Below are 20,520 nucleotides of genomic sequence, written 5' to 3'. Positions count from 1 at the left end.
GCTCCGGAATTCAGGGCTTCTGGTTCAGTTGCTGGGTCAGTTGTACGGTGGCTGGCAATACGAAGCCGCTGGCGAAGGTCGGGGCTACGTCGAGGCGGCCGGCGATCAGGCCGTGGGCCTGGTAGAAATCGGCAGTCTCCTGTTGCTCGGCGACGGTTTGCGCATCCACTGCCTGCCAGTGCAGTTTGCGCCGCTCGAATTGCAGGCGTGCGGCGTCCACTGGGAAGCCGATGATCTGCGCCAGGGTCTTCGAGTAGCTGTCGAGGTTGTGGTAAGCCCAGTCCTGGGCCTTGGCCAGGCGCGTGAGGTAATCCTGCAGGGCCTCGCGCCGGGCCGGATCGGCCAGAGCCTTGTCGGTGGCGGCGAGGAAACCGTTGCCGCTGGACAGGCCGCGGCCATTGACCAGCACGCGGCCCTGCCCGGTCAGTTCGGACAACGCGGTGTAGGGCTCCCAGGTGGCCCAGGCATCCACCGAGCCATTGGCCAGGGCGACCTTGGCATCCACCGGGCCGAGGAAGCGGAACTCCACGTCCTTCTCGCTGAGACCGGCGCTGACCAGGGCTTTCAGGGCAATGTGATGGCCGATGGAGCCGCGCCCCGTGGCAATGCGCTTGCCCTTGAGGTCCGCCGCGCTTTTCAGTGGCGAATCGGGCCGCACCAGCACTGCGGTGCCATAGGCGTCCGACTTGTTCACCGCGATGGCCTTGACCTGCGCTCCGGAAGCCAGGGCGAACAGCAGCGGCGCATCACCAATGATGCCGGCATCGATGGCCCCGGCATTCAACGCTTCGGCCAAGGGTGCGGCGGCAGGGAACTCGGCCCAGCGGATATCGTAGGGCAAGTCCTTGAGACCGTCGGCGGCTTCCAGTTGGGCGCGCATATTGCCTTTCTGGTCGCCGATGCGCAGTTCGAGGCGGTCGGCGGCGAAGGCCGGGCCGGCCAGCAGCAAGGCCGCTCCGAGGGCCAGGATTCGGGTGAAGGGGATCATCGCGACGCTCCTTGAGGCTGGATCTCAGCCTGTTGTCAGGTTCCGGGTTCCATCCGCTGTGCGACGCGGAATGTAGGCCGACTGTAGCGAGTCGCGAATAATCAGTGAAATGCATTTTGGTCATAACCTAATATGCGAACAATTTTTCAATCCCGTGATTAGCTTAGAACCAGAAAGAATTTTACAGAGGCACTCTCCACGCATACGGTCATAAGCCCTGCCGTCTTATGCAAATGAGTGCCTGATGAGCCAGTCTTCCGCCAATACCGTTCCGCTGCACCGGCCGACGCCGCCAGACGATGCCCTGGACCCGGTCCTTGCCATCATTACCCGCGAACTCGCCGCCAGCGCCGCCGGTTTCGACCGCAGCGGCGAATTTCCCGCCGCCAACTTCGCGCTGCTGCAGCGCCATGGCCTGCTCGGCCTGACCGTGCCGAAAAGCCTGGGCGGTGGTGGTGCCGACCTGCCGACGGCGCGCAAGGTGGTGGCGGCGGTGGCCAAGGGCGAGCCGTCCACCGCGCTGATCCTGGTGATGCAGTACCTCCAGCACTTCCGCCTGCAGGACGACCAGCGCTGGCCGGCGCACCTGCGCGAACGCCTGGCCCGCGAGGCCGTGGAGAAAGGCGCGCTGATCAATGCCTTCCGCGTCGAACCCGAACTGGGCACCCCGGCCCGCGGCGGACTGCCGGCAACCGTGGCAAGACGTACCGCCGAAGGTTGGCGACTGTCCGGCACCAAGCTCTACTCCACCGGCAGCCATGGCCTGGAGTGGTACCTGGTGTGGGGCCGCAGCGACGATGCCGACCCGCTGGTGGGCGGTTTCCTGGTACACAAGGACAGCCCGGGCATCCGCATCGTCGATGAATGGGATCACCTCGGCATGCGCGCCACCTGCAGCCACCGGGTGGAGTTCGACAACGTGCTGCTGCCGCTGGACCACGCCGTCGCGGTCAGCCCGGCCAGCGCGCCACGCCCGGAGCTGGACGGCGAGAGCCTGGTATGGATGTCGGTGCTGCTGTCGAGCATCTATGACGCGGTGGCCCAGGCCGCCCGCGACTGGCTGGTGACCTTCCTGCGCGAGCGCACCCCGTCCAACCTCGGTCAGCCGCTGGCCAGCCTGCCGCGCTTCCAGGAGCGGGTCGGGCGCATCGATACCCTGCTCTTCGCCAACCGCAACCTGCTCGATTCCGCCGCTGCCGGCCTGGTCCCGGCGCAGAACGCCGGCCAGCTCAAGCAACTGGTGACGCAGAACGCCATCCAGGCGGTGGAACTGGCCATCGAGGCCACCGGCAACCCCGGCCTGTCGCGCCATAACCCGCTGGAACGGCATTACCGCGACGTGCTGTGCAGTCGCGTCCACACCCCGCAGGACGACGTGGTGTTCCATGGCACCGGTCGTGCAGCCCTCGATGCAGGAGTCGCCCAATGAGCACCGTGAGCGTGATCGCCAGCCAGTTGGATGAGCAGGCCAACGAATTCATCCGCCAGCAATTGCCCGGCCACCGGGTGCTGGACCTGAGCCCGGAGCAGTTCCATGCCGAGCGCGCCGACGTGGTGATCCTGCGTCCGGTCAACGTCCGTGGCCGCCGGGTCGATGAAGCGCCGCGCGGTTGGCCCTGGTCGCTGCGCTGGGTGCAACTGGTGTCGTCGGGGATCGACTTCTACCCCGACTGGCTGTTCCAGGGCCCGCCGGTGACCAGCGGCAAGGGCAGCAACGCCGAACAGGTGGCCGAGTTCGCCCTGGCGGCGATCTTCTCCGCCGCCAAGCAGTTGCCTGACATCTGGGTCAAGGACGACGACTGGCACTTCACCTCGTTGCAGCCGGTACGCGGCAAGACCCTGGGCATTCTTGGCCTGGGCAGCATTGGCAAAAGCCTTGCGGCCAAGGCCACGGCGCTGGGCCTGCGGGTAATCGCCCTGGGTCGTCCGGGCCAGCCACTGGAAGCCGGTGTACCGGTGGAAGCGGTAGCGGACATCCACCAACTGTTCGCCGAGTCCGATCACCTGGTGCTCGCCGCGCCGCTGACCGCCCAGACCCGCGGCATCATCGGCCGCGACGTGCTGGCCAGTGCCAAGCCGGGCCTGCACCTGATCAACATCGCCCGCGGCGGCCTGCTCGATCAGCAGGCGCTGCTCGAAGCGCTGGACGCCGGACGCATCGGTCGGGCCACCCTGGACGTCACAGAACCCGAGCCGCTGCCGGCGGGTCACCCGTTGTACAGCGACCCGCGGGTGTTCATCTCGCCGCACACCTGCGCCCTTTCCACCGACGGGGTGCGCGGCTTCGCCGTGGACTTCGTCGAGAACTTCCGCCGCTATCACCAGGGCCAACCGCTGCGCAACCTGGTGGATCACCAGCGCGGCTACTGATCGTCTTCTTGGGAGTACTGCAATGACTGCCGTTTCCGCTCTAACCGTCAAATCCGATCTCGACAGCGTGCGCCAGCGGGTCAGCGCCGAGGAATGGGAGGTCCGGGTCAAGCTCGCCGCCGCCTATCGCCTGGCCGCGCTGTTTCGCTGGACCGACCACATCTACACGCACTTCTCGGCCCGGGTGCCGGGGCCGGAGGAGCATTTCCTGATCAATGCCTTCGGCTTGCTGTTCGATGAAATCACCGCCTCCAACCTGGTCAAGGTGGATGTCAACGGCACCCTCATCGACGACCCGCTGGGCCTGGGCATCAATCAGGCCGGCTATGTGATCCACAGCGCCATCCACCGCGCCCGCCCGGACCTCAAGGCGGTGCTGCACACCCATACCCGCGACGGTGCGGCAGTGTCGGCGCAGCGCGACGGGCTGCTGCCGCTGTCCCAGCATGCCCTGGCCTACTACAGCCGGGTGGCGTACCACACCTACGAAGGCGTGGCCCTGGACCTGGACGAGCAGGAGCGGCTGGTGGCCCACCTGGGCGAGAGCAATATCCTGATCCTGCGCAACCATGGGCTGCTGACCGGTGGCATCAGCGTCGAACATGCCTTCCGCGAACTGCACGGGCTGGAGCGCGCCTGCAATATCCAGATCGCGGCCCAGGCCGGCGGCAACGCCGACCTGCTGTTCGCCCCGGAGGCGGCGATCGAGAAGGTCAAGCAGCAGACGGCGGCGTTCATCGATGGCAACAGCCCCGGAATCCAGCGGCATTGGGATGCGTTGATCCGGCAGCTGGATCGCGAAGGAGATGATTACAAACATTGATCTTGGGCGGCCCTTGTGGGAGCGGGTTTAACCGCGATTGCAATTGTGGATTCACTACCGCAATCGCGGGTAAACCCGCTCCCACAGGGCTCGCGTTGCCCTCACGAAAACTTTTGACCGACCCCAACCCAGGGAGGAACCCCATACCCATAAGCAGGATGCCAACATGCCCAAACCCGCCTTGCGCCACGCTCTGCCCCCGTTGTTGCTGTCCCTCCCCCTGACCACCTTCGCCGCATCCGAGGAACGCCTCCCCAGCGTCACCGTGACCGCCGAGCACCGCCAGGAAAACCTGCAGAAAACCCCGCTGGCCATCAGCGCCTTCGATGAAACCACCCTGCGCGACCAGCAGATCAACAACATCCGCGACCTGTCCGGCCGGGTGCCCAACCTGACCCTGACCCGCCAGTCGATCTCCTACAGCGCCCAGACCTACGGCATCCGCGGCATCGGCGAGACCGACCCGATCCAGGAAGCCGCCGTCGCCGTCTACGCCGACGACCTGTACATCCCCAGGGCGATTTCCTCGATGCTCGACTTCAACGATGTCGAGCGCGTCGAGGTCCTGCGCGGGCCGCAGGGCACCCTGTACGGGCGCAACAGCGCCGCCGGGGCGATCCGCGTGATTACCCGCGATCCGGACCAGAAGACCCGCGCCTTCGTAGAGCTCGGCGCCGGCAACTACGAGGCGCGCAACGGCCGTCTGCTGGTCAGCGGCCCGCTGGTCGACGACACCCTGTTCGCCAGCTTCTCGGCCCTGCGCCTGAGCCGTGACGGTACGGTGTACAACCGTACCCGGCACAAGGACGTGAACAACGTCGATATCCAGTCCTACCGCGGCAAGCTGCGCCTGGCCCCGGTGGACTCGGCCTGGGATACCCAACTGACCCTGGCCGGCACCTTCGACCGCGGCGACACCACCAGCTACACGCCCTTCGACCCGAGCAACGGCCACTTCGACAAGTTCAAGACCTACAGCAGCCTCGACCCGAAGAACCGCCTCGACCAGGGCAGCGCCGTACTGCGTTCGATCTACCGGTTCGACGATCAACTGAGCTTCAAGTCGGTCACCGCCTGGTCGGCCTTCGACCAGCCGGTGGACTACGACAACTCCGGCGAGGCCAACGTCGGCAACGCCTCGCCGACGCAGAACAACCTGATCCACTACAAGCAGCGCTATGCCACCCAGGAATTCCAGCTCAACGGCGAGTACGAGCGCTTCAACTTCACCCTGGGCGCCTACCTGTACAAGGAGCGTTTCCGCGCCGAACGCGACAGCCTGACCTACTCGGTGGCTGCCGACCGGGTCAACGCCAGCGGCCAGTACAGCACCACCGATACCGAAAGCTACGCGCTCTACGGCCAGGGCACCTACAAGCTCACCGACCGCCTGTCCCTGACCGCCGGCCTGCGCTACACCGCCGAGCACAAGAACTTCGATTACCAGAACTACGCAATAACCAGGCAGCGCCAGATCACCGGCCTCAACTTCAGCGCCGAAACCAGCGAAAGCTGGGCCTCCTTCAGCCCCAAGCTGGGCCTGGAATATGCCTGGAGCGACGCACTGACCCAGTACGGCTACGTCGCCAAGGGCTTCAAGGCCGGCGGCTTCGACAACCGCGCACCGACCCGCCTGGCGGCGTTGCAGGGCTTCGATCCGGAGAATGTGATCACCTATGAAACCGGGCTCAAGGGCGATTACCTGGGTGGCCGCCTGCGCAGCAACGTCGCGGTGTTCTACAACGACTACAAGGACCTGCAGACCAACGCCTGGGACCCGGCGATCAGCGCCAACCTGCGCACCAACGTCGGCAGTGCCCACAGCTACGGGGTGGAACTGGAAAACACCGCCCTGCTCAGCCGCGACCTGACCCTCAAGGCCAACCTCGGCTACCTCGAGGCGCAGTACGACGACTTCAAGAACGCGGCGGGGCCCGGCGTGGATGCCGATGGCAACCGGATGGTCTTCGCGCCACGCTGGAACCTGGCGCTGGGGCTGAACTGGACGGTACCGGTGGACCTGCCGGGAGCGCTGGTGGCCGGCACCGACTGGCAGTTCCAGAGCAAGTCGTACGCCAATGCGGTGAATGGCGATATCTACGAAGTGCCGCAGCAGAGCTTCTGGAACGCTACCACCAGCTACGGCAGTGGTGATGGTCATTGGACCACCACCCTGGCGGTGAAGAACCTGCTCAATCGCGCCTATCCGCAGAGCATTGCCTATTCGGCGGCGAGCAGCACGGCGTATTACGCGGTGAACGATCCGCGGACCATCACCTTGAGCGTGCGTTACGACCTGTAGTCAGGAATCACGCTTTTCGGTAGCCGAGCGCTCGGCTTTCTTGTCGGCTACCGCCTGCTGCGGCGCCTCTTTTCGTGCCTGCTGGAACTGCGCATGCCATTGGGCGACACGGTCGCTGCCGCCTTCGGCGTGAGCCAGGGCCGGCAGGACGAAAAGGATGGAAAGGGTTGCAGCTTTGAACATCGACATGGAATGGCACCTTTGCCTGGGTAATGGAAAACCGTTGCCCGGGCATTGTGCGAAGCAGCGATTAACCCGCAATTAAGCGCGGCGTCGCCTGCATGGCGGATGATTGCGCTTCAGGTTTTCCGGGCCGGGCCGATGAATGCTTTACCTCCCCTCGCCTTGTGTCGTCACTGAGGACCCGAAGATGCAGCTCACTCTAAAAACAAAACTGCTGTTGCTCGCCGTACTCCCCGTCCTGGTATTCGCCCTGGTCATCAGTGGCGCCGCCGACCGGATCCTGCGCAACCTTGCCGAAAGCGAAATCAGCCAGACCCGCGAACGCCTGTTGAACGAAAGCCGGCAGAGCCTGGAACACTACATGCAGATCGCCGTCGGCTCGGTGCAAGCCCTGTACGACGCTGCCCCCAACGGCGACCAGGCCAGCCGCGCAGAGGCCATCGCCCTGCTGTCGAAGATCAAGTACGGCAAGGACGGCTATTTCTTCGCCCACGATTCCGCCGTGGTCCGCCTGTTCCGCGGCGACAGCCCGGTGGACGTGGGCAAGAACCTCAGCGAGCGCAAGGACGTCAACGGCGTGTTCATCAACCGCGAGCTGGTGCGCGTGGCCAAGGACGGCAGCCACTACGTCAGCTACAGCTCGCCGCTGCCCGGCAACGAAAGCGTGCAAGTGCCCAAGCTGGCCTACAGCTTCTACTTGCCGAAATGGGACATGGCCCTGGGCACGGCGGTGAACCTGGACAACATCGAACTGCGCATTGCCGAACTGCGCACCGAGATCGACCGCCGCATCGACTCGATCCTCACCAGCATCCTCGCCATCGCTGCGGTGCTGCTGGTGATCCTCGGCATTGCCGGGCTGATGCTCAGCAACACCCTGCTCAAGCCACTCAAGGCGATGAAGGACAACCTCGACGATATCGCCGCCGGCGACGGCGACCTGACCCATCGTCTGCGCGCCGGCAATGACGAGCTGGGCCAGCTTGCCGGCTCGTTCAACCGCTTCGTCGAGAAGATCCAGGGGCTGGTGCGCCAGGTGGTGGACGTCAGCGGCGAACTGTCGAGCCTGGTCGAGGCCGTGGAAAGCCAGAGCCGGCGCTCGGAGCAGGCCATGGAAGCGCAACGCCACGAAACCACCCAGGTGGCCACGGCGATCAACCAGATGTCCGCCGCCGCCCAGGAAGTCGCCCACAGCGCGCAGAACGCCGCCCAGGCCGCGCAGGAAACCGACAGCCAGGGGCAGCAGGCCCGGCAGGTGGTGGACGGCAGTATCAAGCGCATTCACGCCCTGGTGGAGAACATTCGTGGCAGCGGCACGTCACTGGACAGCCTGCAGCAGGACGTACAGTCCATCGTCGGCGTGCTCGGGGTGATCCGCTCGATCGCCGAGCAGACCAACCTGCTCGCCCTCAACGCCGCCATCGAAGCGGCGCGCGCCGGTGAGGCCGGGCGTGGCTTCGCCGTGGTCGCCGACGAGGTGCGCGGCCTGGCCAGCCGAACCCAGCAGAGCACCCAGGAAATCCAGGTGATGATCGACCGCCTCACCGCCGGCACTCATTCGGCGGTGGAGTCGATGCGCCACTCCTGCGAGACCGGCGACAGCACCCGCGACCAGGCCAGCGAGGCCGGCGTGTCGCTGGATGCCATGGCCGGGCTGATCGGCACCATCAGTTCGATGAACGCGCAGATCGCCAGCGCCGCCGAGGAACAGACCGCGGTGGCCGAGGAAATCAACCGCAGCGTGCACCAGATCGCCCAGGCCGTGGACAGTGTCGCCGAGCAGACCCGCCAGGGCGCGCAGACGGCGCAAAGCCTGTCGGCGCTGGAAGGGCATCTGCGGGCCCTGGTGAAGCAGTTCCGTATATAAGGAACGGGCGGCGGATCAGTCGTGGTCCCCGCCGCTTTTCCCCGGCCCGCCCTTGGGCGCCTTGGCCGGGCCGGTCGGATCCACCTGTGGATCATCGAGGTCCGGCGAATCCGGATCGAAGCCAAGCTCATCGCTGCCGCTGGCGTGTTCCGAAGAATGCGGCCCTTGCTTGTCCTGCGGTTTGTCGTTGCCCATGGCCTTGCTCCTGTCGAAGGTGTCTGTCCTTGGGCCGCGCCGGGGCTGGCACCGTTCAATCGGATTTACCGTCTATTGGCTCGCAAGCCATTGGGCGGCCAGCCTTTAAAGCGTTTCGTCGGGGCCAGGCGAATCGGTTTGAGCCGCCATGCGGGCACCTGCGTCGTACCTGTACACAGGCTGTTCTGTGTGCCCACTTGAAATCGACATGAGGTGAAAGATCATGGCTAACAACCAAGGCAAGCAAGGCAACAGCAATCCAGGCAACTTCGCCAATGACCGCCAGAAAGCGTCCGAAGCCGGCCGCAAGGGTGGCCAGGCTTCCGGCGGCAACTTCGCCAACGACCGTGAGCGCGCTTCCGAAGCCGGACGCGTCGGCGGCCAGCACAGCCATGGCGGCGGTCGGAAAAGCCAGTAAGTAAGCACCAGCAAGTAAATCAAGGGCCCTTCGGGGCCCTTTCCTCATCCCGGCCAGGGACGCTACATCCACCCCGCCAACACCACCGGCAACCACACGAACGACAATACCGTCGAACACATCACCACGTTCGCCACCTGCTCCGGCGAGCGGTTGGCGCGTACCGCCAGCAGGTAGTTGAACACCGCCACCGGCATGGCCGACTGCATGACCAGGATCGCCCGTTCCAGGGTGTCCAGGCCGAGCAGCATGCCGATGCCCCAGCCGACCCCGGCACCGAGGACGATACGCAGGCCGCCGATCAACATGCCGCTGGCCACATCGCTCAAGCGGATGCTGGCCAGGGATACGCCCAGGGTCAGGAGCATCAGCGGGATGGTCATGCCGCCGAGCAGGTCCACGGTATTGCCCAGCCATAGCGGCAGCTTGAGATCGAAGAAGATCAGCGGCAGGGCCAGCGCCAGGCTGATGACGATGGGATTCTTCAGCAGCGAACGCAGGTTGGCCGCACCGCCGGAAATGGCGATGCCGAGGGTGAACTGGAAGCTCGACAGGGTCAGGAAGAACGCCACCGCCAGGGCCAGTCCCTGGTCACCGAAGGCGTACAGCGCCACCGGCAGGCCCATGTTGCCGGTGTTGGGGTACATGAACGCCGGCATCAGTACCCGCCAGTGCTGGCCGAATGCACGGCTGACCAGGTAACCGATGCCGGCCATGACCACCATGCAGATCACGCAGGCCAGCGCCATGCTGGCGAACGCTCCCGGGTCCAGGCGGGTGCGGTGCAGGGTCGAGAGCACCAGCGACGGTGTGCCGATGGTCATCACCAGGCTGGCGATGAAGTCCGTGGGATAGGCATTGCCGCGGCGGGCCCAGGCAAAGCCGATCCCGGCAACGATGAAAACCGGTGCCAGGACGGCGAACAACGAAGCCAGCATGGGGCATGTTCCTTGGCCAAAGCGGCCATGCTAGGGGGCGGCGGCTGTCTGTTGCAAGGTTTTGCTGGCGTGCCGCCGGCTCACTGGGCCAGACGATGCAAGGCGATTTCCAGGCCCGCACCATGTCGATAGCCCGTTTGCCCTGCCTCGGGTTCCGGGCCGGCAGCCAGGCGCGTGCGCAAGCGATAAGCCAGCGGACTTACCCCCAGTTGCCGCTGGAAACTGCGGCGCATGCGCTCTTCGTTGCCGAAACCGACGGTTTCGGCGATGCGCTTGATCGGTTCCTGGCTGGTTTCCAGCAAGCGACACGCCGCCTCCAGGCGCAGGGTCTCGACGGTCTGTGCCGGGGTGCCACCGGTAGCGGCGGTATAGGCCCTGGCGAAATGCCGGGGACTCATGCCGAAGCGCTCGGCCAGGCGCTCGACACGCAGGTCGCCGTCGAGGTTCTCCGCGATCCATGCATGCAGGCGCACCAGGCGCTGGTCACGGTCGCTGCGCAGGGCATCGCTTTGTGCCTTGAGCGGCGCGCTGAGCTGGGCCTGCTGCGCCGAGCGCCGCAGGAACAGGGTGAAATAGCGGGCCAGTGCCAATGCCGCATGCGGGCCGAGGTCTTCCTCGAGCAAGGCCAGGCCCAGGTCGATACCGGCGCTGGCACCGCCACTGGTCCATAGCGGGCCGTCGTGCAGGTACAGCGCCTCGCGCTCCACGTCCAGGGTCGGGTAGCGGCCCTGCAACTCCTCGGCGAACTTCCAGTGGGTCACCACACGCTGGCCGTCGAGCAGCCCGGCGGCAGCCAGGGCGAAGGCGCCGGTGCCGATGGAGCACAGGCGTCGCGCTGTTGGCGCGCGCCGTTGCAGCCAGGCCTTGACGTCATGGTCGGTCTCCAGCTCGGCAACCCCCGGCCCGCCGATAACGATCAGGGTGTCGATCTCCAGCGTCTCGACCTGCGCCAGCGAGCGGGTCATGACCGCGATTCCGGAGATGGTTTCCACCTCCCCGCCCAACGGCGAGACCAGCACGATCCGGTACGGCGGGGCTGCCTGCAACGTGCCCCCCAGCACGCGCGGCGCAGCGGCGAACACCTCCAGCGGCCCGGCGGCGTTGAGCAGCAATGCGCCAGGAAACGCCAGCACCAGCACGGTACGCGGGCCGGACATGGCAGAAAAGGTGGGGTGTTTGACATGGTGGCGGCTGGAGGGCGTGGACATACTGGGCGCACTTTCCGATTCAAGAGCGACGACCATGCCCAGAAAGTCCTTTCCTGCCAAGCGCCTTCGCCAACAGCTGTCACGCCTGGCGTTGCTCGGCGTGCTGTTCGGCGCCTTGCCGGCACAGGCCGCCGAGCTGGAGGTCGGCGACCAGAGCGGGCTGATCCAGGCACTGCTGAGCGCAGCCGGCGAGGATCGCGGCCTGGCCTACGACCTCGACTGGCACCCTTTCGGCACCGGCACGGCGCTGATGGAAGCCTTGAACGCCGCTGCCGTGGATGTCGGCGTGGTCGGCAACGCGCCACCGGTGTTCGCCCAGGCTGGCGGTTTCGACGTGCGGGTGGTCGCCGCCGCAGAAGGCGCGCAGAACAACAATGCGCTGCTGGTCCAGGGCGGCTCTACGGTCGCCTCGGTCGCCGACCTCAAAGGCCAGCGCGTCGCCGTGGCCAAGGGCACCAGCGGCCACTACCTGCTGCTCGCCGCCCTCGCCGAGGCCGGCCTGGGCATCAAGGATGTCGAGGTGGTCTACGCCAGCCCGGTGGATGCGCAGAATGCGTTCGCCAGCGGCAAGCTGGCGGCCTGGGCGGTGTGGTATCCGTTCGTTGGCCAGGCCACCTCGCGGGGTGCCCGCCTGTTGCTGGACGGCAGCCGCTGGCCGGAAACCGGCCTCAACTTCACCGTCGCCAGCCTCGCCGCGCTCAACGATGCGGAAAAATCCGCACACCTCGGCGACTTCATCCAGCGCCTGGCCCGGGCCCAGGACTGGGCTACGGCGCACCCCGAGGAATGGGCCCGCCGCCTGGCCGACCTCACCCGGCTGCCGTTGCCGCTGCTGCAGGAGATGCTGGCTCATCAGCAACTGCGCTACGTAGCGCTGGATGCACGGGTCGCAGGCCTGCAACAACGTCTGGCCGACCGCTTCGCCGAAGCCCGCGTGATTCCGCGTCCGCTACAGGTCGCCGAAGCCTTCGACCCGCGCTACAACGCCCTGCTTCCCGCCCGCCCCTGATCGTCACCCCGAGTGCCATGCCGCGCTGTACGGCAGGGCCTCGCTCATCCGGAGAAACACCATGTCCACGCTTGATCGCACCACCCTGCGCCGCCACGCCACCGGGCTGATCGCCCTGGATGCCGAACGTTCGGCCGGCGGCTACACCCTCTTTGCCCCGCAGACCGCAGGCGGCCAGGTGTTCCTGATCAACCTGCGCGGCGAGCAGGTCCATCGCTGGCAACTGCCGCAACGCCCCGGCCGCGATGCGGTGATCCTCGGCAACGGCAACCTCGGCTACAACGGCAACCATCCGGACTCCCCGGAGCTGTTTCCGGGCTGGTCGGTGTGGCATGGCGGCGCCTTCAGCGAAGTGACCGCCGACGGCGAGGTGGTCTGGGAATACACCGACCTGGGCCATCATCACGACGCTCAATGGCTGGACAACGGCAACCTGCTCTACAGCACCGCCGAGCCGCTGCCCGCGGCCATCGCCGCGCGGGTGCAAGGCGGCATCCCGGGCAGCGAGGCCCCGGGCGGGGTGATCTACGGTGACGTGATCAAGGAGGTCGACCGCGCCGGCACGCTGGTCTGGGAATGGCGCAGTTGGGAGCACCTCGCACCGGAGGACTATCCCCTGCACGCCTGCTTCGAGCGCTACCACTGGCCGATGACCAATTCCGTGACGCCAGGCCGCGATGGCAAGGTCATCCTCAGCCTGCGCAGCGTGTCGTCGGTGATCGCCGTGGACAAGGCCAGCGATCGCGTGCTGTGGCGCCTCGGGCATGACCTTGTGGCACAGCAGCATTGCCCGAGCGAACTGGAGGACGGCCGGATCCTGGTGTTCGACAACGGCATCTCGCGGCCCCATGTGTCCATGCCGCACTCGCGGGTGATCGAGGTCGATCCCCATGCCCAGCGCATCGAATGGCAGTACGCCGATACCCCCGGCTATGCCTTCTTTACGCCGTTCATGGGCGGCGCGCAGCGTCTGCACAACGGCAACACCCTGATCACCGAAGCCAATTTCGGCCGCCTGTTCGAGGTGACCCGCGCCGGCGAGGTGGTCTGGGAATACATCAACCCGCATTTCGCCGCCTACCCGGATGCCGCTTCGCGGGCCTATCTGCCGGGAGAAAACAACGCGATCTTCCGCGCCCACCGCTACCAGGCCAAGGACATTCCCTGGCTGCGCGACTGACCTCCAGCTTGCCTAACCTATCGCGCTTACGCAGACCACGCGCAGCGAGAGCTTTCTTCATCACAGGAGTTTCCGATGACCAAGCCGTTGCCCCGCCCCGCCCGCGCGTGCGTCTGGCCCCACCTGGTTCCCGGCGTGCTGGCCCTGGCCTGCACGCCCGGCTTTGCCGCCACACCGGGCGAAGGCCCGCGGGCCGATGATTCGACGTTGCAGACGGTAACCGTCAATGCCCGACGCCGCACCGAGGACGCCCAGAGCGTACCCACGGCAATGACCGTGCTTTCCGCCCAGGCCCTGGAGAACCAGCGCCTGTACCGGGTGCAGGACCTGCAACAGGCGCTGCCAAGCGTCAACGTCGCTTTCATGCATGCGCGCCAGTCCAGCCTGTCGATCCGCGGCCTGGGCAACAACCCGGCGAGCGATGGCCTGGAAGGCAGCGCCGGCATCTACCTCGACAACGTTTACCTGGGTCGCCCCGGCATGGCCGTGTTCGACCTGCTCGACATCGAGCAACTGGAACTGCTGCGCGGTCCCCAGGGCACGCTGTTCGGCAAGAACACCACCGCCGGGGTGCTCAACATCAGTACCCGGCGTCCCTCCTTCAACCCCGAGGGCAGCCTTTCCAGTTCGCTCGGCGAGGATGGCTACGTACAAACCCAGGCCGCATTCGGCGGGCCGTTGAACAGCCAACTGGCCGGACGTTTCTCCGCCTACCGCACCCGCGAAAACGGCTATGTGCACAACGATCACGACGGCCACACCCTGGGTGGCGGCACCCGCCAGGGATTTCGCGGGCAACTGCTGTTCGAGCCCACGGAGCGCTTCAACCTGCGCTGGATTGCCGACTACAACGAGGAAGACTCCAGCGCCGGCACCCGCTCGCTGTTCAGCAGCGGCCCGACCATCAACGGGGTCAATCGCTACGAACAACGTGCCGCCGCCGTCGGCGCCAGCCTGGCCCGCGGGCGTCATGTGAACCTGGACGGCGATCAGAGTGTCAAGGTGTTCCAGGGCGGGACTTCGCTGGAGGCCAACTGGAACCTGCCGGGCGACTACACCCTGACGTCGATCAGCGCCTGGCGCTGGTGGGATTTCACCCCGCGCAACGACGACGAGCTGAATGTGCCGGTGATGTATAACGTCGGCCAGTCGGCTCGCGACCAGCAGTATTCCCAGGAGCTGCGCCTGGCCTCGCCGGCCGGTGAGTTCTTCGACTACGTGCTGGGCGGTTACGGGTTCCGCCAGGAAATGCGCAACTCGGTGTTCACCGACTACGGACCGCTGGCAGACACCTGGAACGGCACGCCGCAGGGCGCGTTGAACGATGTCTACAGCCTGGGCAAGGGGCATATCGATACCGACAGCTTCGCCCTGTTCGCCCAGGGCACCTGGCACCTCACCCACCGCCTCGATTTCAGTGCCGGCCTGCGCGGCACCTACGAAGCCAAGCAGGCCCGTGTCGCACGCTATGCGCCGCTGGGCGGGGCGACGGTCGGCGGAGCTGCAGCGAACGTGCGCCAGGCACGCCTGGGTGCCTACGACTCCGGCGACCTCAACCTCTACAGCTTCAGCCCCTCGGCCCTGCTCAGCCTGGCCTGGCGCTTCAACGACGAGCTGATGGGCTACGCCTCGCTGTCCCACGGCGAGAAGTCCGGCGGGGTCAACCTTGGCGTGGCCAGCGCCCCGGTAGCCGGCGCCGACTCCTTGCTGATCGGCAGCGAGCGGGCCAACGATGCCGAACTGGGACTCAAGAGCACCCTCCTGGACCAGCGCCTGCTGCTCAACGCCAACCTGTTCTGGACCGAGGTCCACGGCTACCAGACCAACGCCTACGACGACGCCACCCTCACCAGCTACCTGACCAACGCCGGCAATGTACGCAGCCGCGGCGTCGAATTCGAATCCACCCTGCTGCCGTTGCGCGGCCTGACCCTGAACCTCAACGGCTCGTGGAACGATGTGCGCTACCGCGACTACGACAACGCCCCCTGCCCGGCCGAGGTCGCCCTGCAACCCGGCGCCCCGGCCTCCTGCGACCTGGGCGGGCATGCCGTGGTCGGCGCCTCGAAATGGATCGCCAACGCCAGCGGCAGCTATGAATGGCAGGCCGGCGCACTGCGCCCGTATATCAACGCCAGCTACGCCTTGCGCTCCCATGCGGTCGGCACGGTGGACGACTCACGCTACGCGCAATTGCCTGGCTACGCGCTGGTCAACCTCTCCGCCGGCGTACGCGGCGACCTCGGCGACGGGCTATGGGACCTGTCGCTCTGGCTGCGCAACGCCTTCGACAAGACCTACTACACGACACTGTGGAACTCGCCGAATGGCGGTTACACCGGGGTGCTCGGGTCGCCGAGGACGTTGGGGGTGAGTGGGCGGTACGAGTTCTAGACGTTAGCGGCCAGCCACTTCGATCCGCGTTAACCCCAGCCGTTCGGCCTGTTCCAGGATCTCCTGCGGCGTGGCATCCGCCGACGGCATGACCAGGCTGTTCTCGCTGTCGCCGAAATGCAGCACCAGCAGGTGCATCGCAGCTTCGTGCAGCGGCAGTTCGGCCTGCTCCAGCTCGAAGCTGCGGGTTTGCGGGGTGTCGTTGAACAGGTAATCGAGGGTGAAATGGGTCATGGGGTGCTCCTGGGCAATGGCTTTAGAATGAAACTAACTGACCATGAAGTCAGCTTTTTGGTTCAAATCCGGTTCCAGACCTGAGCGAGCCCGAGCAGATGAACCAGGCCATAGCCGGTGCAGATCAACGAGCTGACAGTGATGAAGCGCGTCGAGTGTCCCGTATGGCGCAGAAGCAAAGGACCGAGGATGCCGCGCAGCAGATAGACCAGAGTGATCAGGCACAAGGCCGGACGCAGCAGGGGCAGCGGGCCGATCACCCGGGCGCCGGACAGGGCATACGACGCCCAGACCGTCAGCACTGCGGCGATGAACAGGGTGATCAGGGTCGGGAACTTCCGGCCTTTCTCGGCGGCGCGCACCATGCGTTCGCCAGCGCCGAGCAGGCGATAGCCTGCAGGGCCCTGGTGAATGCACCAGAGGTGTGCGAGGGCGGCGAGCAGGCTGAGGGCGGCGGCGAAAATCAGGGTGGGGTTGTGGTCCGTCATCGGTAGTTCTATTCCTGGTGCACGACTGGATCAGTCGCTGGCGATATCCCACACCCGCATCACCCGGGTGATCGCCGCATCGATCACGGCATGCGGCGTGTTGTCGCGGGCCAGGATCGAGATGCCCTGGAGGAAGCTGTCCAACACCGTTCCCAGCACCTCGGCCTGGGTCTCCCGGGGCAATTGGCCCGCCTCGATCCCGCGCTCGACGCAGTGCACCAGCCCCGCCCGGGTGCGCTGGCGAGACCGGGTCAGCGCTTGCGTCACCCGTGCATTTTCCGGACTGGGCGCGCTCATCACCCCCAACGCGACCATGCAGCCGCGGGGGTGACCGTCCTCGCATTGCATCCGGGCCGACTGGCGCAGCGCGGTCTCGATGGCTTGCCGCGGCGCCAGGCTTTCATCCCACAGGCATTCGGTAACCTGGGCGTAGGTCGCCAGATAGCGCTCGACGCACTCGTTGAACAGCGCCTCCTTGGAACCGAAGGCGGCATAGAAACTCGGTGCGGAAATACCGCCCCCCAACCCGGCCTTGAGCTGGGCCAGGGAGGTGGCGTCGTAACCGTGCTGCCAGAACAGGTGCAGCGCCTGCTCCAGCGCCTGGTCACGGTCGAAAGTACGTGGGCGGCCCATTCGCGCCATGGGGAACCTCCTCGGGACAGGACTTGGATACTAATCGATACATAAGTCATTGACAACGCGACGAAGGAGTCGCCAACATTTGTACCGATCGATATCTAACTCAAGGAGTGTTACCGTGACCGCCTCGCCCTCCCTTCTGACGCCCGACCAGCGCCTGCCCATAGGCGCCCTGCTCGCCCTGGCCATGACCGGCTTTCTCTGCATCGTTACCGAAACCCTGCCTGCCGGTTTGCTGCCGCTGATCAGCGCTGGCCTGGAGATTTCCCCGTCCATGGCCGGGCAGATGGTCACCGCCTACGCGCTCGGCTCGGTGCTGGCGGTCATTCCCATGACCATCGCCACCCGCGGCTGGCGGCGGCGCAATGTGCTGCTCCTGACTATCGTCGGCTTCCTGCTGTTCAACTCCATCACCGCCCTCTCCGCTCACTACGGCTTAACCCTGGTCGCCCGTTTCTGCGCCGGGGTCTGTGCGGGTCTGGCCTGGAGCCTGCTGGCCGGCTACGCCCGGCGCATGGTCGCAGCGCACCAACAGGGCAAGGCCTTGGCGGTGGCGATGGTCGGCACGCCGATCGCCCTGTCCCTGGGCGTTCCACTGGGCACCTGGCTGGGCAGTGCCATGGGCTGGCGCGCGACGTTCGGCCTGATGTCGGCCCTGACCCTGGTGCTGATCGCCTGGGTGCTGTTGAAAGTGCCGGATTATCCGCCGCAGCCTGCGCACCAGCGCCAGTCTCTGCGCCAGGTGCTGACCACGCCCGGCGTGCGTCCGGTGCTGGCGGTGGTGATCAGTTGGATGCTGGCGCACAACATCCTCTACACCTACATCGCTCCGTTCGTGGCCCCGGCCGGGCTGGAGACACGGGTCGACCTAGTGCTGCTGGTGTTCGGCACCTTCGCCCTGGCGGGCATTTGGCTCACGGCGAAACGGGTCGAGCCGGCGCTGCGGGCAACCACCCTGGCCAGCCTGGTCGCTTTTGCCGCCGTTACCCTGATCTTCGCCTTGTTCGCCGCCCAGCCGCTGGTGGTCTACCTCGGCGTGGCCGCCTGGGGCCTGAGTTTCGGCGGTGCCGCGACCCTGCTGCAGACGGCCCTGGCCGACGCCGCCGGGGACGGTGCGGATGTCGCCCTGTCGCTCAATGTGGTGGCCTGGAACAGCGCCATCGCCGGCAGCGGGGTGGTCGGCGGGGTGCTGCTGGATCGCTGGGGTGCAGCGGCCTTTCCGTGGGCGATGCTGGCCCTGATCGGCGTTGGCCTGCTGATTGCCTGGAGCGCCCGTCGCCATGGCTTCACGCCCGGGCCGAGAGCGCCGGGCAGCGCCGCGCCGAGCGGACACTGAATACGTGCCTTGGGCGCGTGGCGCATCGTCTGTGATTACTCCCCGCCCCGCACCCAAGGCCGTCGCGATGCAAGACATGCTGCAAGAGATCCTCGACCAGGTTCGCCCCCTGCTCAGCCAGGGCCAGGTCGCGCAATACATTCCCGCCCTCGCCCAGGTCGAGCCGAACCAGCTCGGCGTTGCCGTCTACAGCCTCGACGGCCATCTGCACTGCGCCGGCGATGCCTTTACGCCCTTCTCGATCCAGAGTATTTCCAAGGTGTTCAGCCTGGTCCAGGCGATCAGCCACAGCGGCGAAGACATCTGGACCCGGCTGGGCTACGAGCCGTCCGGGCAGGCCTTCAATTCGCTAGTGCAGCTGGAAGTGGAAAAGGGCCGGCCGCGCAATCCCTTCATCAACGCCGGGGCCCTGGTGATCTGCGATATCAACCAGTCGCGCTTTGCCACGCCGGCGCTGTCGATGCGCGATTTCGTCCGGCGCCTGGCGGGCAATCGGCGCATCGTCAGCGATGCGGTGGTGGCCGAGTCGGAGTACCAGCACCGTGCGCGCAATGCGGCGATGGCCTGGCTGATGACGGCCTTCGGCAATTTCCACAACGACGTGGATGCGGTACTGCGCAGTTACTTCCATCACTGCGCGTTGTCGATGAGCTGCGCCGACGTGGCGCGCGGCTTCGCCTTCCTGGCCAACAGCGGCTACTGCCCGCACAGCGGCGAGCAGATCCTCAGCCCGCGCCAGGCCCAGCAGGTCAATGCGATCATGGCCACCAGCGGGCTGTACGACGAGGCTGGCAACTTCGCCTATCGGGTCGGGTTGCCGGGCAAGAGCGGCGTCGGCGGCGGGATCGTCGCGGTGGTGCCGGGGCGCTACAGCATCTGCGTGTGGTCGCCGGCGTTGAATGCGTCGGGGAACTCGCTGGCGGGGTTGCGGGCACTGGAGCTGTTGAGCGAGCGGATTACCGGGTCGGTGTTTTCGGCGGTGTCGTAGGAACAGGAACGGCCCGATCCCTTTCAGGCTGCGCTGTCGCGCAGAGAACAATTCCAAAGCACGAAGCATCCTGTGGGAGCGGGTTCACCCGCGATTAGGATGGTGGGTTCACTAACGTCATCGCGGGTGAACCCGCTCCCACAAGGTCCCTGCAAATCAAAGAGTAGGGCTTTGTGCACTCCTTTCAGGTCAGCGCATGGCAGCCAGCTTGATACCGAAGCCTACCAGGCAGGCCCCCGCCAGGCGCTCGAACAGGTTGGAAATCCTTGGATTGGCGCGCATGCGCTCGGCCAGCTGCTGGGTCAGCACCACGGCGATCAGGCCGTAAAGAAAGGTCACCACGGCAACGGTGGCCGCCAGGAAGCCAAAGGTAATCAACCCCTGGTGCTTCACCGGATCGACGAACAGCGGGAAGAACGCCATGTAGAACATGATCGCCTTGGGGTTGAGCAAGGTGATCATCATGGTCTGGCGCAGGTAATGGCCGTTGTCCATGCGGCTCTTGCGCGGTTCGCCGCCAGGTTTGCTCAACAGCATGCGCATCCCCAGGTAGGACAGGTACGCCGCACCGGCCCATTGCACGACATGGAAGGCCGCCGGATAGGCCGCCAGCAAGGTGGCCACCCCGGCCACCGCCAGCCACAGCAGCACCTGGTCGCCGAGGATCACGCCGCAGGTCGCCGCCAGCCCGGCCTTGATCCCGCCTTTGCCGGTGGCGGTGATCAGGGCGAAATTACCGGGCCCGGGGATCGCCAGGACGATGATGAAGGCGATCACGAAGGCGCCGTAGTCGGTTACACCAAGCATCCGCAGTGCTCCTGTCAAAAGGCCATAGCCTACCCCAGGCGTCGCCAGGTTCCCTAGTGCCCCGGCCAACGTCGCAAACAAATACCCGTGGCCATTTGACTTGTACAAGTTTTGTCGTAGGATCAGTAATACCTGTACAACAAATACATCTTG

At 65.9% G+C, this 20,520-nt stretch carries 19 protein-coding genes and 2 pseudogenes; 12 read left to right on the top strand and 9 right to left on the bottom strand.

The genetic code is table 11. The features are described 5' to 3' along the window. Positions 1-10: 10 nt before the first annotated feature. Positions 11-988, bottom strand: coding sequence for an ABC transporter substrate-binding protein (locus ACKLLE_RS23535; protein WP_064304052.1), 978 nt, complete (start codon positions 986-988; stop codon positions 11-13). Positions 989-1,232: 244 nt separating this feature from the next. Here ACKLLE_RS23535 and ACKLLE_RS23530 point away from each other — a divergent pair, with 244 nt between their 5' ends. The 4 genes from ACKLLE_RS23530 to ACKLLE_RS23515 all read left to right on the top strand — a co-directional run bounded on the left by ACKLLE_RS23530 (position 1,233) and on the right by ACKLLE_RS23515 (position 6,483). Then, positions 1,233-2,417 carry an acyl-CoA dehydrogenase family protein gene (locus tag ACKLLE_RS23530; RefSeq protein WP_420059214.1) on the top strand — a complete coding sequence of 395 codons (1,185 nt, stop codon included), beginning with the start codon at positions 1,233-1,235 and terminating at the stop codon, positions 2,415-2,417. Beyond that, positions 2,414-3,358, top strand: coding sequence for a D-isomer specific 2-hydroxyacid dehydrogenase family protein (locus ACKLLE_RS23525; RefSeq protein WP_064304050.1), 945 nt, complete (start codon positions 2,414-2,416; stop codon positions 3,356-3,358). Before ACKLLE_RS23530 ends, ACKLLE_RS23525 begins: the two co-directional genes overlap by 4 nt. A 22-nt stretch (positions 3,359-3,380) precedes the next feature. Then, a complete protein-coding gene (locus tag ACKLLE_RS23520; protein ID WP_064304049.1) occupies positions 3,381-4,181 on the top strand; it encodes a class II aldolase/adducin family protein in 801 nt (266 codons plus the stop codon). Between the two features lie 166 nt (positions 4,182-4,347). Further along, complete coding sequence (locus ACKLLE_RS23515; protein ID WP_420059213.1) at positions 4,348-6,483, top strand: TonB-dependent receptor; 2,136 nt, start codon at positions 4,348-4,350, stop codon at positions 6,481-6,483. Here the strand turns inward: ACKLLE_RS23515 and ACKLLE_RS23510 are convergent, their stop codons facing one another. Further along, the gene (locus tag ACKLLE_RS23510) at positions 6,484-6,672 is read right to left on the bottom strand and encodes a co-regulatory protein PtrA N-terminal domain-containing protein (RefSeq protein ID WP_420059212.1); all 189 of its coding nucleotides are present in this window, start codon (positions 6,670-6,672) and stop codon (positions 6,484-6,486) included. Between the two features lie 136 nt (positions 6,673-6,808). Between ACKLLE_RS23510 and ACKLLE_RS23505 the strand changes: the two are divergent. Together ACKLLE_RS23505 and ACKLLE_RS23500 are read left to right on the top strand one after the other, a co-directional pair. Further along, positions 6,809-7,675 (top strand): annotated as a pseudogene (locus ACKLLE_RS23505) (cache domain-containing protein); the annotation flags it as partial. A gap of 102 nt (positions 7,676-7,777) precedes the next feature. Continuing rightward, positions 7,778-8,533, top strand: coding sequence for a methyl-accepting chemotaxis protein (locus ACKLLE_RS23500; RefSeq protein WP_376699757.1), 756 nt, complete (start codon positions 7,778-7,780; stop codon positions 8,531-8,533). A 15-nt stretch (positions 8,534-8,548) separates the two neighbouring features. Here the strand turns inward: ACKLLE_RS23500 and ACKLLE_RS23495 are convergent, their stop codons facing one another. Beyond that, positions 8,549-8,728 (bottom strand): DUF6021 family protein, encoded by a 180-nt coding sequence (locus ACKLLE_RS23495; RefSeq protein WP_009401650.1) that lies wholly within the window; start codon positions 8,726-8,728, stop codon positions 8,549-8,551. Positions 8,729-8,984: 256 nt separating this feature from the next. On the opposite strand from ACKLLE_RS23495, the pseudogene ACKLLE_RS23490 reads away from it, so the two are divergent. Beyond that, a pseudogene (locus ACKLLE_RS23490) lies at positions 8,985-9,146 on the top strand (con-10 family general stress protein); the annotation flags it as partial. 62 nt (positions 9,147-9,208) lie between these two features. On the opposite strand, the gene ACKLLE_RS23485 reads toward ACKLLE_RS23490, so the two are convergent. Both ACKLLE_RS23485 and ACKLLE_RS23480 read right to left on the bottom strand, forming a co-directional pair. Further along, positions 9,209-10,084: an AEC family transporter gene (locus ACKLLE_RS23485; protein ID WP_420059211.1), complete on the bottom strand. Its 876-nt coding sequence runs from the start codon at positions 10,082-10,084 to the stop codon at positions 9,209-9,211. An 80-nt stretch (positions 10,085-10,164) separates the two neighbouring features. Beyond that, the gene (locus ACKLLE_RS23480; protein WP_420059210.1) at positions 10,165-11,292 is read right to left on the bottom strand and encodes a GlxA family transcriptional regulator; all 1,128 of its coding nucleotides are present in this window, start codon (positions 11,290-11,292) and stop codon (positions 10,165-10,167) included. Between the two features lie 34 nt (positions 11,293-11,326). Between ACKLLE_RS23480 and ACKLLE_RS23475 the strand changes: the two genes are divergently transcribed. From ACKLLE_RS23475 to ACKLLE_RS23465, 3 genes are all read left to right on the top strand, one after another. Further along, positions 11,327-12,301, top strand: a complete 975-nt coding sequence (locus tag ACKLLE_RS23475) for an aliphatic sulfonate ABC transporter substrate-binding protein (protein WP_420059209.1) — start codon at positions 11,327-11,329, stop codon at positions 12,299-12,301. Between the two features lie 61 nt (positions 12,302-12,362). Then, positions 12,363-13,481, top strand: coding sequence for an aryl-sulfate sulfotransferase (locus ACKLLE_RS23470; RefSeq protein WP_009406383.1), 1,119 nt, complete (start codon positions 12,363-12,365; stop codon positions 13,479-13,481). A 75-nt stretch (positions 13,482-13,556) separates the two neighbouring features. Further along, the gene (locus tag ACKLLE_RS23465; RefSeq protein ID WP_420059208.1) at positions 13,557-15,875 is read left to right on the top strand and encodes a TonB-dependent receptor; all 2,319 of its coding nucleotides are present in this window, start codon (positions 13,557-13,559) and stop codon (positions 15,873-15,875) included. A 3-nt stretch (positions 15,876-15,878) separates the two neighbouring features. Here the strand turns inward: ACKLLE_RS23465 and ACKLLE_RS23460 are convergent, their stop codons facing one another. The 3 genes from ACKLLE_RS23460 to ACKLLE_RS23450 form a co-directional block, all read right to left on the bottom strand. Next, positions 15,879-16,109 (bottom strand): hypothetical protein, encoded by a 231-nt coding sequence (locus ACKLLE_RS23460; RefSeq protein WP_064304041.1) that lies wholly within the window; start codon positions 16,107-16,109, stop codon positions 15,879-15,881. Between the two features lie 62 nt (positions 16,110-16,171). Beyond that, entirely contained in the window at positions 16,172-16,597 is a 426-nt protein-coding gene (locus tag ACKLLE_RS23455) for a hypothetical protein (RefSeq protein ID WP_420059207.1), read from the bottom strand. Between the two features lie 30 nt (positions 16,598-16,627). After that, positions 16,628-17,239 carry a TetR/AcrR family transcriptional regulator gene (locus ACKLLE_RS23450; protein ID WP_064304039.1) on the bottom strand — a complete coding sequence of 204 codons (612 nt, stop codon included), beginning with the start codon at positions 17,237-17,239 and terminating at the stop codon, positions 16,628-16,630. 115 nt (positions 17,240-17,354) lie between these two features. Between ACKLLE_RS23450 and ACKLLE_RS23445 the strand changes: the two genes are divergently transcribed. Next, positions 17,355-18,572 (top strand): MFS transporter, encoded by a 1,218-nt coding sequence (locus ACKLLE_RS23445; RefSeq protein ID WP_420059206.1) that lies wholly within the window; start codon positions 17,355-17,357, stop codon positions 18,570-18,572. Positions 18,573-18,639: 67 nt separating this feature from the next. Further along, positions 18,640-19,560: a glutaminase B gene (gene glsB / locus ACKLLE_RS23440; protein ID WP_064304037.1), complete on the top strand. Its 921-nt coding sequence runs from the start codon at positions 18,640-18,642 to the stop codon at positions 19,558-19,560. Between the two features lie 189 nt (positions 19,561-19,749). Here glsB and ACKLLE_RS23435 read toward each other — a convergent pair whose 3' ends face one another. Beyond that, positions 19,750-20,367, bottom strand: coding sequence for a LysE family transporter (locus tag ACKLLE_RS23435; RefSeq protein ID WP_420059205.1), 618 nt, complete (start codon positions 20,365-20,367; stop codon positions 19,750-19,752). Positions 20,368-20,520: the final 153 nt, after the last annotated feature.

Source organism: Pseudomonas bharatica (genome assembly GCF_048586865.1).
GTDB classification, from domain to species: Bacteria; Pseudomonadota; Gammaproteobacteria; order Pseudomonadales; family Pseudomonadaceae; genus Aquipseudomonas; species Aquipseudomonas bharatica.
The sequence above is the reverse complement of the archived record's forward strand: the minus strand, read 5'-3'. Positions and strand labels throughout refer to the sequence as shown.